This is a genomic window from Bradyrhizobium sp. SPXBL-04 (genome assembly GCF_051853035.1).
GTDB lineage: Bacteria > Pseudomonadota > Alphaproteobacteria > Rhizobiales > Xanthobacteraceae > Bradyrhizobium > Bradyrhizobium zhanjiangense.
On record NZ_CP182472.1, the window covers coordinates 6,015,786 to 6,032,764 of the forward strand.

General features: G+C 63.9%; 17 protein-coding genes. 8 read left to right on the top strand and 9 right to left on the bottom strand.

Translation table 11 applies throughout. The features are described 5' to 3' along the window. Positions 1 to 171: 171 nt before the first annotated feature. Positions 172 to 573: a hypothetical protein gene (locus ACNJX8_RS28535; RefSeq protein WP_128935067.1), complete on the top strand. Its 402-nt coding sequence runs from the start codon at positions 172 to 174 to the stop codon at positions 571 to 573. 16 nt (positions 574 to 589) lie between these two features. Here ACNJX8_RS28535 and ACNJX8_RS28540 read toward each other — a convergent pair whose 3' ends face one another. From ACNJX8_RS28540 to ACNJX8_RS28565, 6 genes are all read right to left on the bottom strand, one after another. Continuing rightward, the gene (locus ACNJX8_RS28540; RefSeq protein WP_439357530.1) at positions 590 to 1,294 is read right to left on the bottom strand and encodes an ABC transporter ATP-binding protein; all 705 of its coding nucleotides are present in this window, start codon (positions 1,292 to 1,294) and stop codon (positions 590 to 592) included. Continuing rightward, complete coding sequence (locus ACNJX8_RS28545; protein ID WP_128955474.1) at positions 1,278 to 2,009, bottom strand: ABC transporter ATP-binding protein; 732 nt, start codon at positions 2,007 to 2,009, stop codon at positions 1,278 to 1,280. Before ACNJX8_RS28545 ends, ACNJX8_RS28540 begins: the two co-directional genes overlap by 17 nt. Then, on the bottom strand, positions 2,006 to 2,989 hold the full coding sequence (locus ACNJX8_RS28550; RefSeq protein WP_128939743.1) for a branched-chain amino acid ABC transporter permease: 984 nt from the start codon (positions 2,987 to 2,989) through the stop codon (positions 2,006 to 2,008). Before ACNJX8_RS28550 ends, ACNJX8_RS28545 begins: the two co-directional genes overlap by 4 nt. Further along, a complete protein-coding gene (locus ACNJX8_RS28555; protein ID WP_091895304.1) occupies positions 2,989 to 3,867 on the bottom strand; it encodes a branched-chain amino acid ABC transporter permease in 879 nt (292 codons plus the stop codon). Before ACNJX8_RS28555 ends, ACNJX8_RS28550 begins: the two co-directional genes overlap by 1 nt. Positions 3,868 to 4,096: 229 nt before the next feature. Then, the gene (locus ACNJX8_RS28560) at positions 4,097 to 5,341 is read right to left on the bottom strand and encodes an ABC transporter substrate-binding protein (protein ID WP_128935071.1); all 1,245 of its coding nucleotides are present in this window, start codon (positions 5,339 to 5,341) and stop codon (positions 4,097 to 4,099) included. An 89-nt stretch (positions 5,342 to 5,430) separates the two neighbouring features. Then, the gene (locus ACNJX8_RS28565) at positions 5,431 to 6,246 is read right to left on the bottom strand and encodes a putative hydro-lyase (RefSeq protein WP_439357531.1); all 816 of its coding nucleotides are present in this window, start codon (positions 6,244 to 6,246) and stop codon (positions 5,431 to 5,433) included. Between the two features lie 120 nt (positions 6,247 to 6,366). On the opposite strand from ACNJX8_RS28565, the gene ACNJX8_RS28570 reads away from it, so the two are divergent. The 4 genes from ACNJX8_RS28570 to ACNJX8_RS28585 all read left to right on the top strand — a co-directional run bounded on the left by ACNJX8_RS28570 (position 6,367) and on the right by ACNJX8_RS28585 (position 10,689). Beyond that, the gene (locus tag ACNJX8_RS28570; RefSeq protein WP_128935073.1) at positions 6,367 to 7,284 is read left to right on the top strand and encodes a LysR family transcriptional regulator; all 918 of its coding nucleotides are present in this window, start codon (positions 6,367 to 6,369) and stop codon (positions 7,282 to 7,284) included. A gap of 32 nt (positions 7,285 to 7,316) precedes the next feature. Beyond that, complete coding sequence (locus tag ACNJX8_RS28575) at positions 7,317 to 8,567, top strand: Zn-dependent hydrolase (RefSeq protein ID WP_439357532.1); 1,251 nt, start codon at positions 7,317 to 7,319, stop codon at positions 8,565 to 8,567. Between the two features lie 12 nt (positions 8,568 to 8,579). Beyond that, positions 8,580 to 9,491, top strand: coding sequence for an NAD(P)-dependent oxidoreductase (locus ACNJX8_RS28580; RefSeq protein ID WP_439357533.1), 912 nt, complete (start codon positions 8,580 to 8,582; stop codon positions 9,489 to 9,491). Positions 9,492 to 9,615: 124 nt separating this feature from the next. After that, positions 9,616 to 10,689 (top strand): malate/lactate/ureidoglycolate dehydrogenase, encoded by a 1,074-nt coding sequence (locus ACNJX8_RS28585; protein ID WP_439357534.1) that lies wholly within the window; start codon positions 9,616 to 9,618, stop codon positions 10,687 to 10,689. A 267-nt stretch (positions 10,690 to 10,956) separates the two neighbouring features. On the opposite strand, the gene ACNJX8_RS28590 is transcribed toward ACNJX8_RS28585, so the two are convergent. After that, positions 10,957 to 12,030 (bottom strand): tartrate dehydrogenase, encoded by a 1,074-nt coding sequence (locus tag ACNJX8_RS28590; protein ID WP_439357535.1) that lies wholly within the window; start codon positions 12,028 to 12,030, stop codon positions 10,957 to 10,959. On the opposite strand from ACNJX8_RS28590, the gene ACNJX8_RS28595 reads away from it, so the two are divergent. The 3 genes from ACNJX8_RS28595 to ACNJX8_RS28605 all read left to right on the top strand — a co-directional run bounded on the left by ACNJX8_RS28595 (position 12,023) and on the right by ACNJX8_RS28605 (position 14,501). Beyond that, entirely contained in the window at positions 12,023 to 12,157 is a 135-nt protein-coding gene (locus ACNJX8_RS28595; RefSeq protein WP_276484778.1) for a hypothetical protein, read from the top strand. The two genes, ACNJX8_RS28590 and ACNJX8_RS28595, sit on opposite strands and share 8 nt — an antisense overlap. Positions 12,158 to 12,184: 27 nt before the next feature. Continuing rightward, entirely contained in the window at positions 12,185 to 12,961 is a 777-nt protein-coding gene (locus tag ACNJX8_RS28600) for an SDR family oxidoreductase (protein ID WP_439357536.1), read from the top strand. A 121-nt stretch (positions 12,962 to 13,082) separates the two neighbouring features. Continuing rightward, positions 13,083 to 14,501: an amidase gene (locus tag ACNJX8_RS28605; RefSeq protein WP_439357537.1), complete on the top strand. Its 1,419-nt coding sequence runs from the start codon at positions 13,083 to 13,085 to the stop codon at positions 14,499 to 14,501. Positions 14,502 to 14,653: 152 nt separating this feature from the next. On the opposite strand, the gene ACNJX8_RS28610 is transcribed toward ACNJX8_RS28605, so the two are convergent. Together ACNJX8_RS28610 and ACNJX8_RS28615 are read right to left on the bottom strand one after the other, a co-directional pair. Beyond that, positions 14,654 to 15,760: an amino acid ABC transporter permease gene (locus tag ACNJX8_RS28610; RefSeq protein WP_128935080.1), complete on the bottom strand. Its 1,107-nt coding sequence runs from the start codon at positions 15,758 to 15,760 to the stop codon at positions 14,654 to 14,656. A gap of 2 nt (positions 15,761 to 15,762) precedes the next feature. Continuing rightward, a complete protein-coding gene (locus ACNJX8_RS28615) occupies positions 15,763 to 16,950 on the bottom strand; it encodes an amino acid ABC transporter permease (RefSeq protein ID WP_128944877.1) in 1,188 nt (395 codons plus the stop codon). Between the last annotated feature and the right edge of the window lie 29 nt (positions 16,951 to 16,979).

Consider the following 16,979-nt stretch of genomic DNA (forward strand, 5'->3'; position numbering starts at 1 on the left):
CTTCGCTGCGATCGCAATGACGGAGGATGTGGTGACGACAGTAGCCGGCATGGGCGGAGCGATATGCGGGACCAGCGGACCGGAATTGATTTGCATCACCGGGATCGCGAGCACATGATCCCCCTGTAATTGACTGAAGGAGTTTTTTCATCGATCGCTAGGAGAATTGTCATGGATTTCAAAATATCCTGCGCCCTCCTCTCTGCCGCCTGCTTTATTGCCCTGCCACTTTCCGCAAACGCCCAGACGTCCGCGCGCGGCGGCGTCCCCGATCTCAAGGTCGAGGCCAATTGCAAGGCAACTCAGGAGATCGACAAGTCGCTGACCGAGCCGCAGTCCTACGAGGCCTGCATGAGCGACGAGCAAACCGCACAGCAACAGCTCGGGTCCATCTGGACGACAACGCCGGAGAAAATTCGCACCCAATGCTACGCCGAGGCCTCCGCCGGTGGCATCGAAAGCTATGTCGACCTTCTCTCCTGCATCCAGATGAATGGCTTCGGGCAACCCTCGGCACCCGCGTCAACGCTGCGCGGCGCAAGCAAGAACCGGAACAAAAAGCAATCAGGATAGGGATCGTAGCGAGCGGCTATAATCCGAGGTACGCCTTCCTGACGTCGGGATTGCCCTTGATCTCCGCGGACGGGCCGCGCATCAGCACGCGGCCGGTCTGCAGGATGTAGGCGCGGTCGGCGATCTCGAGGCACTCGGCCATGCGCTGCTCGACGATCAGCACGGTCATGCCGGCGTCGCGGATGCGCTTCACCGCCTGAAAGATCTCGTCGACGAGCTTTGGCATGATGCCCTGCGAGGGTTCGTCCAGCATCAACAGCCGCGGGCGCGTCATCAGCGCGCGGCCGATCGCGAGCATCTGCTGCTCGCCACCGGAGAGCGTCTCGGCGCGCTGCTCGAGGCGTTCGGACAAGCGCGGAAACAGGTTGAAGACGAGATCGAGCGGCTGCTCGCGGTTTACTTCGCCGCGATAGAGATAGCTGCCGAGGCGGAGATTGTCGCGCACTGACAGGCGCGGAAACAGCCGGCGGTTCTCCGGCACATAGGCGATGCCGGTGGCGGTGATGTGGTGCTGCGCCATGCCGTCGAGGCGCTTGCCGTCGAACGTCACGGAGCCCGAACGCGGGCGCTCGGCGCCGGCGATGGATTTGAGCAGCGTCGACTTGCCCGCGCCGTTGGCGCCGGCGACGCAGACGATCTCGCCCTTCTGAACCTCGATCGAGACCGCGGAGATCGCGACCAGGCCCTGATAGGCCGTCGTGACTTCACGCACCGACAGCATGACGATCTCCCAGATATGCGCTGATCACCTTGGGATCGCGGACGACCTCGGAAGGTTTGCCCTCGACCAGCACCTTGCCGAGGTCGAGCACGATGGCGCGATCGACCAGCGGCATCACGATCTCCATGACATGCTCGACCATCAGCACGGTAATGCCGGCATCGCGCACCTTGCGCACCAGCGCCACGCCGGTCTGTGCTTCGGTCGGAGTGAGGCCGGTGAGAACCTCGTCGAGCAGCAGCAGCTTTGGCTCGGTCGCGAGCGCACGCGCGACTTCGAGGCGACGCTTCTCGGCCGGCACCAGGTCGCTTGCGAGCACGTCGGCGCGCGCGGCAAGGCCGGTGAACTCCAGCACCTCATGCGCCTTGCGGCGCGCCTCGCGCATCACGGTGTTACGAACCAAAGCGCCGACAATGACGTTGTCGACAACCGTCATGGTCTCAAAGCTCTTGACCACCTGGAAGGTGCGCCCGATGCCGCGCTGGCAGCGCTCGGCCGCCGGCATATGGGTGACATCCTCGCCGTCGAACCAGATCGAGCCTTGCGTCGGCGGCAAGACGCCGGCGATGAGGTTGAACAGCGTCGATTTGCCGGCGCCGTTCGGGCCGATCAGGCCGACGATCTCGCCGCGTCCAACCGAGATCGAGACGTCGCTGTTGGCGACGAGGCCACCAAAACGCTGCCAGACGCCGCGGGTTTCAAGGAGCGCGGTCATCGCGTGGCCCCCTTCGCCTTGGTACGCGAGAACAGGCTCACCAGACCCTGCGGCAGCGCCAGCGAGATCAGCACGATCAGGGCGCCGTAGACGATGAGATCGACGCCGCGCCCGGAGCCGCCGATATAGGAGCGCGTCAGCTCGGTCATCGGGATCAGGATGGCGGCCCCTAAAACCGGCCCCCAGAGGGTGCCGATGCCGCCGAGCACGGCCGGCAATGCCATCAGCAGCGAGAACTGGAAGCCCATCACGCTCTCTGGATCGATATAGGCGAGAAACTGCGCATAGAAGGCACCGCCAATGGCGACGAGGAAGGCGGAGACGGCCGCCGCGCCCATCTTGGAGTTGAACACGACGACGCCGAGGCTTTCGGCCGCCTCCGGATTGTCCTTCACCGCACGCCACCAAAAGCCCCATTTGGAGTCTTCCAGCCACCAGGTGACGAACCAGGCGAGGCAGCAGAGTGCCAGCGCGAAATAGAAGTACGGCAGCTTGGTGCGCAGGAACTGGAATTTCAGCCAGCTGTCGCCGCGGATCGGAATGGTGATGCCCATCGCAGCTCCCGCCCACTCCCAGTTCTGGAACAGCAGCAGACCGATTTCGGCGATGACGATGGTCGCGATCACGAAGTAATGGCCGCGCAGGCGAAAGAAGGGATAGCCGAGGCCCATCGCGATCAGGGCGGCAATCACGCCGCCGCCGAGCATGCCGAACCAGGGTAGCACGCCGAACTTGGTGAACAAGAGCTCGGTGGTGTAGGCGCCGATGCCGAAATAGAGCGCGTGGCCCAGCGAGATCTGTCCGCAATAGCCGGAGAGAATGTTCCAGCTCTGCGACAGTGCCGCATACATCAAGGTCAGGATCAGGATGTTCTGGACGTAGACATCCTTGATGAACAGCGGCGCGAGCGCGGCGAGCCCGGCCAGCACGGCGGCGATGATGAGGTCGCGGCGGCGCCGCGCAGCAAAATTCTTGTCCATCACATCGACCCGAACAGGCCACGCGGCCGGATGAAGACGACGAGCAGGTAGACGGCGTAGATGCCGACCGATTTCAGCGACGGCGGCAGCACCAAGGCGGTGACCGCTTCCACGAGGCCGACGATGATGCCGCCAGCGAAGGCGCCGAACACGCTGCCGAAGCCGCCCAGCGCCACCGTGACATAGGCGATCAGCGCAAAGGAGGCGCCGACATCGGGATAGATGTAGAAGAACACCGCCATGATGGCGCCGGCGAGACCGACCAGCGCGGCGCCAAGACCCCAGCCCAGCGCGAACACGCGGTTCTTGTCGATGCCGACGAGGGCCACCGCGCCGGGATCCTCACGCGTCGCTTCCAGCGCACGGCCGAAATCGGTGCGATGGATGAAGAAGTAGAGGCCGGCAAAGGCGAGAATCGAAACCAGCGCGCCGATCAGCTGCGGCTCCGGCAGGAAGATGCCGGCGACCGAAATAGTTTTGCCGCCGAGCCATGACTGCGGAATGCTGCGATAATCCGGTGTGAAGAAGAACTGCGCTAGGCCGCGCATCACGATGGCAAGGCCAAAGGTGGAGAAGATCTGCACCATGCCGGCATTGGCCTTGGCTCGCATGGCGAAGCGTACAATGAGCAGGTAGACCACCGCTCCGAACACGAACAGCGCCGCGGCAACCAATGGCGCCGACAGCAAGGGATCGATGGCGAAGAAGGCGAACAGAAAGAAGCTCGCATACATCGCGATCATCAGGAACTCGCCATGGGCGAAGTTCACGACGTCCATCAGGCCGAAGATCAGCGCGAGGCCGACCGCGATCAGTCCGTAGAGCAGGCCCATGAGCAGGCCGCTCGCGAGACTCTGGATAATGGCTTGGGCTGTCACTGCTTTGCCTCCACCAGAAAAACGTCACGGTAGGGCTCCGTCATTGCGAGGAGCTCGGGACAAAATTGCGAAGCAATTTTGTGCTGATGCGACGAAGCAATCCAGATTGTCTCCGCGGATTCATTCCTGGATTGCTTCGCTTCACTCGCAATGACGGAGAATGCGGTTAGCGGCTCGATTTTCTCGGCTCTCACAGTGCTTGGTTCCCTGCCCCGGCGCTGCGTCCCGCTTACTTCATCGGCCAGATCGCCTCGGCGATCGCGGCCTGCGGCGGGAAGATGGTGACGAACTTGCCGCCGACATATTGGAGCAGCACCGGGTCGGCATCGTTGTTCTGGCCCGCCTCGTCGAACTTGACGCGCTTCCAGGGCATGATGGTCTGCTCGCCGGGGATGTCTGTCGCCGCCAGCGCATCGCGGATCTTCTCGCCGTCGGTCGACTTGGCGCGGCTGATGGCGTCGGCGAGGATGATCAGGCCCATGAACTGGCGCGAGGTGAGGTCGTTGAAGTCCTTGCCCGACCGCGCCTTGAACATCGCGTTGATCTTGCCGACCATCGGGCGCTTCTGCGCGAGGTCGAGCGAGAAGGTGCCGCGCGAGATCACGCCTTCGAGCTTGTCACCGACGGCATCATAGAGCGCCTTCTCCGAGAAGCCGGCGTCCTGCGCCACGATCGCGTTCGGCTTGTAACCGAGCTCGGCCATGGTCTTGACCAGGAGGATGCCGTCGGTGGTGTAGCTCGAGGGCATCAGCACGTCGGCATTGGCGGTCTTGAGCTGCTGCACCTCGGCCGAGAGCGACGGCGAGTTGGCGCGATACTTGATGTCGGTGACGATCTTGTAGCCGCGCTCGCCGGCGATCTTGGCCTGGGCGTTGCCGGAATCGGTGCCGAAGATAGTGTCCTCGTGGAACAGCGATAGCGTCTCGATCTTGGTGCCCTTCTTCTTCATGGCATCGAAGAAGTCGAACATCGCGGCCGAGTACATCTCGTCATGCGGCGCGGCGCGGAAATAGTATTTCAGGCCGCGGCGATGCAGGCTCGGCGAGGAATTGTCGGCGGAGACGAACGGGATCTGGTAGCGTTCGCAGATCTGGCTGACGGTGACGGCGACCGCGCTCTGATAGGTGCCGATGATGGCGGCGACCTTCTCCTGCGTGATCAGGCGCTCGGCCTCGGCGCGGCCCTTCTGCGGATCGGCCTGATGGTCGGCGAACACGAGGCGCACTTTTGCGCCGCCGAGGCCCGGCAGGCCCTCACCTTTCGCCAGCGGCAGGTCGAAATCGGTGTCCTTGTTGATCACCTCGAGCGCGGTCTCATAGGCCTTCTGCGCATCGACGCCCTGCTGTGCGCTGCCGCCGGAGAACGGATAGATCACGCCGATCACGACTTCCGAAGTCTGTGCGCGCGCGGCCAGCGGCACCAGCGCAGCTGTAGCGGTAGCTCCCAACAACACGTCGCGGCGAGAGATCGTCATGGCAAAGTCCCCTGTTACTGAATTTCGGCTGATCGAATGAAGTGATTGATGGCTGCGGTAAAGCCCGAACAAGCAGCAAACGCTGCCTGCTAAATCACGGCCATGGTCCTGTTCTTGAGATCCGTCACCAGCATCAGGCCGGGCGAATGCGTGATCGCGAACGGCAGCTTTGCGGCGTTGATGACGGATTGCGGCGTGACGCCACAGGCCCAGAACACCGGAATCTCTTCATCGGCGACCGGCACGGGATCGCCGTAGTCTGGCTTGGCAATATCCTTGATGCCGATCAGATGCGGATGGCCGAGATGTACCGGCGCGCCGTGCACGGCGGGATAGCGCGAGGTGATCTGCACCGCGCGGATCGCATCCGCCGGCTTGAACGGACGCATCGACACCACCATCGGGCCGGCAAACGGTCCGGCCTCGCCGCAGGCGATGTTGGTGCGGTACATCGGCACGCGCACGTTCTTCTCGATGTGGCGGATCGGCATTCCCTCCTCGAGCAGGGCCTCTTCGAACGAGAAGGAGCAGCCGAGCACAAAGGTGACGAGATCGTCGCGCCAATGCTTCGTCACGTCGGTCGGTTCGTCCACGACCTCGCCGTCGCGCCAGACGCGATAGCGCGGAACGTCGGTGCGGATGTCGAGATCGGCGCCGAGCGAAGGGATGTAAGGGCTGCCGACGTCGGACATGCCGATGATCGGGCACGGCTTCGGATTTAGCTGGCAGAAGCGGTGGAAGGCACTGGCATATTCCGCCGGCAGGATCGCCAGATTGCCCTGAACGAAGCCGGGGGCGACACCGGCGGTGGAGGCGACCAGCCCTTCGCGATAGGCAAGCCGGGCCTTGCGGCTCGGGAGCATGTCGGGCGTTTCAGTTTGCTGCGCTGCCACCAAAACAGTCATGGGATCGACCTGCCTATAAACTCGACAAAGACAAGCCAACACCAAGCGTGCTATAAAGTCTAATCGTCGTTTCTAATCAATCTCGATAAATCTGATTTATCGACTGGGAAAATCCTTCCAATGCTGGACTTCAGGTCGATCGAGACATTCCTCTGGGTTGTGAAGCTCGGCAGCTTTCGGGGCGCTGCACAACGGCTCAACACCACCCAGCCGGCGATCTCCCAGCGCATCGCCCAGCTCGAGCGCGAGATGGGCGTGAAGCTCCTCAATCGCGATCATCGCGTCGCTTCGCCGACGCCGAGCGGCCGGCAGATGATGGTCTATGCGGAGAAGCTGATCGGCCTGCGTGCCGCGATGATGGCGGAGATCGGCGACCGCTCGGCGATGCGCGGCGTCATGCGCCTCGGCGTCGCCGAGACCATCGTGCACACTTGGCTGCCGCGCCTGGTGAAGAGCGTGAACGAGGTCTATCCGAACCTGTCGCTGGAGATCGAGGTTGACATCACGCCGAACCTCACCGCGCGCCTGCTCGCGCAGGAGATCGAGCTTGCGTTTGTGGTGGGACCGCTGTCCGCTTCCGGCGTGCACAATCGCGTGCTCGCCGATTATCCGATCGGCTTCCTCGCAAGCCCCTCGCTCGGCCTCGGCCAGGGTCCGGTGACGCCGGCGGAGCTCGCGCGATTTCCGATCATCACCTTCCCGCGCAAGACCAAGCCTTACGAGGTCGTGCGCGAGGTGTTCGACCGGCCTGAGCTGCCGCCGATCCGGCTGCACGCCTCCGCCTCGCTGGCCACCGTCATCCACATGGCGGTCGAAGGACTCGGCATCGCCGTGATCCCCGACGCCATCGTCGAGAACGAGCTTGCCGACGGGCGGCTGCAACTGCTCGACACCGATCTCGCGATCGCGCCGCTGACCTTCACCGCGAGCTGGCTCGCCTCGCCCGACGTCGTGGCCGTCGAGCGCGTTGCCGAGCTGGCACGGCAAATTGCGCAGAGCAGCCTCACGGTTGACGCGCCCACGCTGGCGCGTCATTGAAAAAGGCGCCGGACAATTGAGAGACTGACCGCATGAGCCGAGCCGCCACCAACCTGCAGATCGATTCCGCCCGCCTCTGGGGCTCCATCCACGACACCGCGCAGTTCGGGGCGACGGTCAAGGGCGGCGTGCGGCGGCTGACGCTGAGCTCCGAGGACAAGCAGGTCCGCGACTGGTTCCGCAAGGCCTGCGAAGACGCGGGCCTGGAGGTGCATGTCGATGCGCTCGGCTCGATGTTCGGCCTGCGCAAGGGACGCGACATGTCGAAGCCGCCCGTCGGCATCGGCTCGCATCTCGACACGCAGCCGACCGGCGGCAAGTATGACGGCATTCTGGGTACGCTCGGCGCACTCGAAGTGATCCGCACGCTGAACGATGCCGGCATCGAAACCGAAGCGCCGATTTGTGTCGTCAACTGGACCAATGAGGAAGGCTCGCGCTTCGCACCGGCGATGATGGCCTCCGCGGCTTACGTCGGCGATTTCACCACCGATGACATTTTGTCGCGCAGGGACGCCGAGGGCACGACCGTCGGCCAGGCGCTCGACAGCATCGGCTATCGCGGCGACAAGCCGGTCGGTTTCCAGAAGCTTGGCTGCTTCGTCGAGCTGCACATCGAGCAGGGCCCGATCCTTGAGGCCGAAGGCAAGACCATCGGCGTGGTCGATTCCGGTCAGGGCGTGCTGTGGTACGACGGTAAGATCAGCGGCTTCGAGAGCCATGCGGGATCGACCCCGATGCCGCTGCGGCGTGATGCGCTGGCGACACTGTCGGAGATCGTGCTGGCGATGGAGGAGATCGCGAAGAAGCACGGGCCGAACGCGGTCGGCACCATCGGCGAGGCCGTGATCGCAAACCCCTCACGCAACGTCATTCCCGGCGAGATCGCTTTCACCATGGATTGCCGCAGCGCGGATGGCGCCATCATGGACGCGCTCGATCGCGATTTGCGCGCCGCGATTGCCGAGATCGCCGCGCGCCGCAAGGTCGAGGTCAAGATCGACCTGGTCTGGCGCAAGCCGCCGACGCATTTCGATCCCAAGCTGATTGCGGCGGTCGAGAACGCGGCGAAGACGCTCGGCTATTCGTCTCGCCGCATCACCTCCGGAGCTGGTCACGACGCCTGCAACCTCAACACCGTCATGCCGGCGGCAATGGTGTTCGTGCCCTGCAAGGACGGCATCAGCCACAACGAGCTGGAGGACGCGACGCAGCCCGACTGCGCCGCGGGCACCAACGTTCTCATGCATACCGTGCTGGCGATCGCCGGCGTCGCGTCCTGACCGGAGAGAGCCATGCGCGGAGTTTTCGTCGACGCCAATGAAACTCTTGCCGTGATCATGGAGCGGCTGGAGAAGCCGGGCGATCCCAAGGTGCGGATCCACCGGAATCCCGACATCAAGCCCGAGCAGTACCCTGATATTCTCGACGGCGCCGAGATCGCCATCGTCGATCACACCGCGCTGCCGACCGACGTCGCTAAGAAGTGCGCCGGGCTGAAGCACGTCGTGTTCCTCGGCACCGGCGCGCGCAGCTACATGAATCCGGAGGAACTGGCCGAACTCGGCATCTCCGTGCATCTGATCAAGGGCTACGGCGACACGGCGGTGGCGGAATCCGCGATCGCGCTGATGTGGGCCTCCGCCCGCCTCATCGCGATGATGGATCGCGAGATGCGCGGCGGCAACTGGCTGCGCGAGGACGGCATGCAGCTCACCGGCAAGACGCTCGGACTGATCGGCTTCGGCGGCATTGCCGCGGAAGTTGCACGCATTGCGTCCGGCAGCGGCATGAAGGTGATCGCCTGGAACCGCTCGCCGAAGAGCTGTCGTGGCGTGGAATTCACCGATCTCGACACCGTGCTGGCAAGGAGCGACGTCGTGTCGCTGCATCTGCTGCTCAACGATGAGACGCGCGGCATGATCACGCGCGAGAAGATCCTTGCGATGAAGCGCGGCGTCATCCTCATCAACACCGCCCGCGCCGCGATCGTCGACGAGGCTGCGATGATCGACGCGCTGAAGTCGGGCCACATCCGCCATGCCGGTCTCGACGTCTTCAACATCGAGCCGCTGCCAGGCGATCATCCGCTGACAAAATTGCCGAATGTGACATTGTCGGCGCATTCCGCCTTCCGCACGCCGGAGGCGAGCGAGAACCTGATTGAAGCGGCGTGGGAGCACTGCCGCCGAATCGTAAGTTCGTAGGGTGGGTTAGCGAAGCGTAACGCACCACTGTCTATTTCCGCTGGGGCAGAAGAGGTGGGTTACGGCTTCGCCTAACCCGCCCTACGCCCCCCGCCGGATCGTAAGAGGATAAGAGCAATAACAAATGGCCGACTATCGCACCATCAAGGCAGAGCCGCTCACCAGTGTCATCTATGCCATCGCCAAGGCCGGCGGATCCACCGATCGCGAAGCCGAGCTGGTCTCCACCAACCTCGTCGAAGCGAATCTGAAAGGCCACGACTCGCACGGCGTCGGCATGATTCCGCGCTATGCCGAGGCGGTCGCCGAGGGCGGTCTCGCCATCAACCAGCACGTCAAGATCGTGATGGACACTGGCCCCCTGCTGACCCTCGACGGCCTGACCGGCTACGGCCAGGTGATGGGTCATGAGGCGATGGAGCTCGGCGCCGAGCGCGCCAAGCGCAACGGCGTCTGCGTCGTCGGCCTCTCCAACTCGCACCATATCGGCCGCATCGGCCACTGGGCCGAGCAGTGCATCGACCACGGGCTGGTCTCGATCCACTTCGTCAACGTGATCTCGCGCCCGATCGTGGCGCCCTGGGGCGGCAGCGATGCGCGCCACGGCACCAACCCCTTCTGCGTCGGCATCCCGCGCGCGGGCCACGAGCCGATCGTGCTCGACTTCGCCACCAGCAAGATCGCGCAGGGCAAGACCCGCGTCGCTCACAACAAAGGCGTCGCGCTCGAGCCTGGCACCATCATCGACAACGAGGGAAAACCAACGACGAACCCGCGTTACACCGTGATCGCGCCGCACGGCGCCATCCTGCCGTTCGGCGAGCACAAGGGCTCCGGCCTCGCACTGGTGTGCGAAATCCTGGGTGGCGCGCTCTCGGGTGGCGAGGTTGTCAAGGGTCCGGCCGACGGCAAGCGCCGCGTCCTCAACGGCATGCTCTCGATCATCATCGATCCCAACAAGCTCGGCACCGGCGAGAACCTCGCTCGCGAAGTCGAGAGCTTCGTCGCCTGGCACACCGGCTCGCCACCCGCCCCCGGCGTCGACAAGGTGAAGATTGCCGGCGAGCCCGAACGCGAGATCAAGAAGCAGCGGCTGGCCGAAGGCATTCAGGTCGATCCGAACACTTGGCAGGAAATTCTGGATGCCGGGAAGCGGTTCGGGCTGGATCGGGCCGCGATCGAGAAGATCGTGGGGTAAGTAATCTGCTGCGCGGGAATGGAAGAGTCATTTTCCGCGCTGCCCTCCCTTCTCCCCTTGTGGGAGAAGGTGGCATAGGCGGCCTTCGGCCGCCGTTCTTGGGAACGCCGATGCTTCGCATCGGCTATGGCGCCGGATGAGGGGTTCGCTCCACGAGGTGTCCTTCAAATGAGAGGCCTGTCTCCGCGGATAGAGACCCCTCACCCGGCCTCGATGCTCCGCATCGAAGCCACCCTCTCCCACAAGGGGAGAGGGTGAAGCACCGAGCTAGTCGACCATCTCCGCGACGGCCTTGCCGCAGGCCGTCGTGTCGGCGTTACCGCCGAGGTCCTTGGTCCGGAGCGTGCGTTCGGCGAGCGTGCGCTCGATCGCGTCGACGATCGACTTGCCGGCTTCCTTCTCGCCGAGATGCTCGAGCATCATCGCGCCCGACCAGATCATGCCGATCGGGTTGGCGATGCCCTGCCCCGCGATGTCAGGCGCCGAGCCGTGCACCGGCTCGAACACCGAGGGGAAATCGCCCTCGGGATTGATATTGCCTGACGGCGCGATGCCGATGGTGCCGGTGCAGGCCGGACCAAGATCGGAGAGAATGTCGCCGAACAGATTGGAGCCGACCACGACGTCGAACCAGTCCGGATGCAGCACGAAGTTCGCGGTCAGGATGTCGATGTGATACTTGTCCCACTTCACGCCCGGGAACTTCTTGGCCATCGCCTCCACGCGTTCGTCCCAATAGGGCATCGTGATGGAGATGCCGTTCGATTTCGTCGCCGACGTCAAGTGCTTCTTCGGCCGCGACTGGGCAAGCTCGAAGGCGAACTTCAGGATGCGGTCGACGCCGATACGGGTCATCACCGTCTGCTGCGTCACGAACTCACGGTCGGTGTCCGGGAACATGCGGCCGCCGACGGAGGAATATTCGCCTTCCGTGTTCTCGCGCACCACCCAGAAATCGATGTCGCCGGGCCTGCGGTTCGCCAGCGGCGACGGCACGCCGGGCATCAGCCGCACCGGGCGCAGGTTCACATACTGGTCGAACTCGCGGCGAAACTTGATCAACGAGCCCCACAGCGAGACGTGGTCCGGAATCTTGGCCGGCCAACCGACCGCACCGAAATAGATCGCATCGTGCTTGCCGATCTTTTCCTTCCAGTCATCCGGCATCATCTGGCCGTGCTTCTCGTAATAGTCCCAGGACGAGAAGTCGAAATGGTCGAATTGCAGGGACACCCCGTGCTTCTTCGCCGCCGCCTCCAGAACGCGCTGGCCCTCAGGCATCACTTCCTTGCCGATGCCGTCGCCGGGAATGACCGCGATCCGGTATTGTTTCTTGCTCATCGAGAACGTCCTTGATTGGTTCGGCAGCCGCCGCCTTTTGATCGCACTGCAATGGACCAAACGCGGCGGCAGTGCAACGCTGCACTGCAATGTTGACCATGGCGCGACCGAGCGCCTACTGATTTGATGCTGTTCCTATCCTGCGAGTCCCTTCATGGATCTGCATCTGCGTGGCAAGCGCGTCCTAATCACGGGCGCATCCAAGGGCATCGGCGCGGCCGCCGCCGAGGCGTTTGCCGAGGAAGGCGCGCATCTGCTGCTCGCTGCCCGCAGCGGCGAGCAGCTCAAGGCGCTGGCGGAGCGGTTGCGCTCCGCGCACCAGGTTGATGCTGCGACGAGTGCCGTCGATCTACGCCAAGCCGAGGACATCGCGCGGCTCGCCAACGAGGCTGCGGACATCGACATCCTCGTCAACAATGCCGGTGACATCCCTGGCGGGTCCATCGACAAGATCGACGAAGCGACCTGGCGGCACGCCTGGGAATTGAAAGTGTTCGGCTACATCAACCTCACGCGGCAGATCTACGCGCAGATGAAGGCCAAGGGTGGTGGCGTGATCGTTAACGACATCGGCGCGGCGGGCGAGAAATTCGATGCCAATTACATCTGCGGCAGCGCCGGCAATGCCGCGCTGATGGCCTTCACCCGTGCGCTCGGTGGAAAAAGTCTCGCCGACAACATCCGCGTGGTCGGCATCAATCCCGGACCTGTCGGCACCGACCGCCACGTCACCCTGCTCAAGACGCGGGCAAAGCACCAGTTCGGCGACGAGAGCCGCTACAGGGAATTCCAGAAGAGCCTGCCGCTCGGCCGCCCTGCGCATGCGCGCGAGATCGGTGATCTCATGGCGTTCCTGGCGTCGGATCGCTCGGGCTATACGTCGGGGGTGATCTATACCGTCGATGGCGGCATCAGCGCCGGGTGGGGCTAACTCTATCCCCGTCATTGCGAGCGAAGCGAAGCAATCCAGAAATGCCCCCGCGGTGAAAAGACTGGATTGCTTCGCTTCGCTCGCAATGACGGCACCAAGTACAAGCATAGGAGTAAAATAGTTGTCTCAAGAGCTGATCCGCGAAACCGCGTGCGCCGTCGTCGACAAATTGCGGTCTGGCGACGTCTCGCCGCTTGAACTGCTGGATATGGTGGAGAAGCGCATCAGCGAGGTCGATGGCAGGGTCAACGCGCTGCCGACGCTGTGCTTCGATCGCGCCCGGGATAACGCCAAGGCGCTGATGCAGAAGCCGGCCGGCGCGCGCGGGCTGCTCGCGGGCCTGCCGGTGCCGATCAAGGATCTGACCGACGTTGCGGGCGTGCTGAACACGCAGGGCTCGCCGATCTTCAAGGATAACATCCCCGCGAAATCCGACCTCATGGTCGAGAACCTCGAAGCCAATGGCGCGGTGGTCTACGCCAAGTCCAACACGCCGGAATTCGGCGCCGGCGCCAACACCTTCAACGAGATGTTCGGTGCGACCCTCAATCCCTGGGATACTTCGAAATCTGCCGCCGGCTCCTCCGGCGGCGCGGCAGTGGCGCTGACCACCGGCATGGCCTGGCTCGCGCAGGGCTCCGACATGGGCGGCAGCCTGCGCAGTCCGGCAAGTTTCTGCGGCATCGTCGGCATGCGGCCGAGCATCGGCCGCGTCGCGCATACGCCCAAGGCGGGCATCGACCGCAATCTCGGCGTGCAGGGCCCGATGGCCCGCAATGTCGAGGATCTCGCACTGCTGCTGGATGCCATGAGCGGCGACTATGCCGCCGATCCGCTGTCGCTGCCGGCGCCGCTGACTTCGTTCCTGTCAGCTGCCCAGTCCGGCAAGAAGCCGAGGCGCATCGCCTATTCGCCCGATCTCGGCATCACGCCGGTCGATCCCGAGGTCAAGGCGATCACACGCAAGGCGGCTGAACGCTTCGCCGAGGCCGGCGTCACCGTCGAGGAGGCGCATCCGGACTGGCGCGAGGCGCACGAATGCTTCCACGTGCTGCGCGCCTTCGACTTCGCGATCAGCAAGGCACAACTTCTCCGCACCAAGCGTGACCTGCTCAAGCCCGAGGTGATCTGGAACATCGAGGAAGGCCTCAAGCTCACCGTCGAGCAGCTCGAACGTGCCGAGGCCCAGCGCGTCGGCATGACCGCGCGCGCGGTCGAGTTCTTTAGGACCTACGATCTCCTGCTGGTGCCGACCACGATCGTGCCGCCCTTCCCAGTCGAAAATCGCTATGTCGCCGAATGCGCGGGCAAGCGATTTGACAATTACGTCGAATGGCTCGGCATCGTCTACGCCATCACGCTCGCATGCTGCCCGTCACTGTCGCTGCCCTGCGGTTTCACGGCGTCAGGCCTGCCGGTCGGCGTGCAGGTGGTCGGCGCACCACGAGCGGATGCGCAAGTGATCGCAGGCGCGAAAGTGCTGGAGGATATATTGGGCCTGCGCGGCACGACACCGATCGATCCGAGGGTGAAGAATTAATCTCACGCTCGTGCCCCGGACGCAGCGCAGCGCTCCTTCAGCGGTGCGCTGCAGAGCCGGGGCCCACCTCGCCGAGACCTCCCGTGCATCTCCTGGGTCCCTGCTCTGCGGCGCAGCGCTGACGCGCTGCACCTTGTCCGGGACACGAGACCTCACCTCCCGCTCGTCGCCTCAAGACTCCGGCTGTAGCGCGACATCGCAAAGCAAAAGACAAAATAGATTGCGGCGACGAAGATATAGACCTCGACGGAAAACTGCTGCCAGGCGGGATCGATGATCGCGGTCTTAGCCGTCGTCAGCAGGTCGAAGATGCCGATGATCAGCACGAGACTGGTGTCCTTGAAGAAGGCGATGAAGGTGTTGACCAGCGGCGGGATGACGTGGCGGATCGCCTGCGGCAGGATGATCAGCCGGTTCTTGCGCCAGTAGGACAGCCCGAGCGCGTCGGCGGCCTCATACTGCCCTCGCGGCACGGCCTGAAGGCCACCGCGGATGACTTCAGCAAGATAAGCGCCCGCGAACAGAATGATCGCGATCTGTGCGCGCAGGAGCTTGTCGATGTTGAACCCACTGGGCATGAACAGCGGAAACATCACGCTGGCCATGAACAACAGGCTCACCAGCGGCACGCCGCGGATCAGCTCGACATAGAGCACACTGAGCGAACGGATCGCTGGAAGCTTTGAACGCCTGCCGAGCGCGACAAGGATGCCGAGTGGAAAGCCGAACGCGAGTCCAAACGTCGCCAGGATCAGCGTGACCGGCAATCCGCCCCAGCGATCCTGCGAGACGAAAGAGAGTCCCAGCACCCCGCCCCACATCAGGACGCTGATTAGTGCGAGCGCACCGATCCAGATGAAAACGAGCTCGCGCCGCCACAGGGCGCGGCGGGTCGAGAGATAGAACAGCGCGATGAACAGCACGACCGACAGCGCCGGCCGCCACTGCTCGTCGAACGGATAGGTGCCGAACAGGATGAAGCGGTACTTTTCAGGAATGACCGCCCAGCAGGCGCCGATGCCGCGCACCGCGCGGCAAGCGCTGGAATCATTCACCGGCGTAAGCCAGACTGCACTGGCAATGCCCCATTGCACGAAACTGATCACGCCCTTCGCGAGCACTGCCAGCAGCACGATCGTGAGGATGCCGTTCGGGATCGACGAGAACAAGTTGGCGCGCAGCCAGCGCACCATCGGATTACCAACTTGCGGGCGGCGAGCGGCCCGCGGCACGTCCGGCATATCGCTGATCGCCGTCATCCTCAGCGCTCCACCAGCGCGATGCGCGCATTATACCAGTTCATGAAGAAGCTGATGCCGAGACTGATGGTTAGGAATACCGCCATAATCAACGCGATCGCCTCGATCGCCTGACCTGTCTGGTTCAGCGTGGTGTTCGCGATCGAAACGACATCCTGGTAGCCGATCGCGACCGCGAGCGAAGAGTTTTTTGTCAGATTGAGGTACTGGCTCGTCATCGGCGGCACGATGACGCGTAGGGCCTGCGGCAAGATGATCTGCCGCAGCATGAAGCTGCGGCGCAGACCGAGCGCGTTGGCGGCGTCCCACTGTCCCCGCGGCACCGACTGGATGCCGCTGCGCACGATCTCGGCGATGAAGGCCGAGGTGTAGGTGACGAGTGCGATCAGCAGCGCGAAATATTCCGGCGCCAGCGTCAGCCCGCCGACGAAGTTGAAGCCGCGCAGCTGAGGCCATTCGATCCGCCAGGATACGCCGAGCAGCACAGACACCAGCGCCGGCAACGCAATCACCAGCGCAACCGCAAAGGGCCACGCTGGCCGCGGCTTGCCATCGCGCATCTGCTGCGCGACCAGCCATCGCCGGACGACATAGAACACCGCGCAACCCAGCACCGCGGTGCCGAGGACCGCGAGCTGCGGCGGGCCGAACGGGATCGCCGGCAGGATCAAGCCGCGATTGGAGAGGAACACACCCTCGACAGGTCGCCACGCAGCGCGTGCGGCCGGCAGCGCCTGCATCAACACGTACCAGAACAGGAGCTGAAGCAGCAGCGGGATATCGCGAAGCGTCTCGACATAGACCGCGGCGAGCCGTGACAGCAGCCAGTTCGCCGACAATCGCGAAATGCCGATTAGCGTGCCCAAAATCGTCGCGAGCACGATCCCGATCACGGCAACGCGCAAGGTGTTGGCGACCCCGACGACGAACGCCCAGAGGTAAGTGTCTCTCGGACTATAGGCGAGCAGACTGTCGGCGATCGGCATGCCGGCCTCGCGGCCGAGGAAGGCAAAACCGGTGGTGATGCGGCGGGCCGAGAGGTTGGTGACGGTGTTGGACCAGAGGAAGGCGACGACCGCAACCGCGATGCCGACGACCAGGACCTGCCAGAACAGGCCCTTCAGCTCGCGGCGCCCGAAGGCGCCGAAGAAGCGGCGGCGCGGCGGCGGTCTCGGCGCATCTGAGGTCACGGCACAAAAATCCTTCTCAAAGGGCAGCG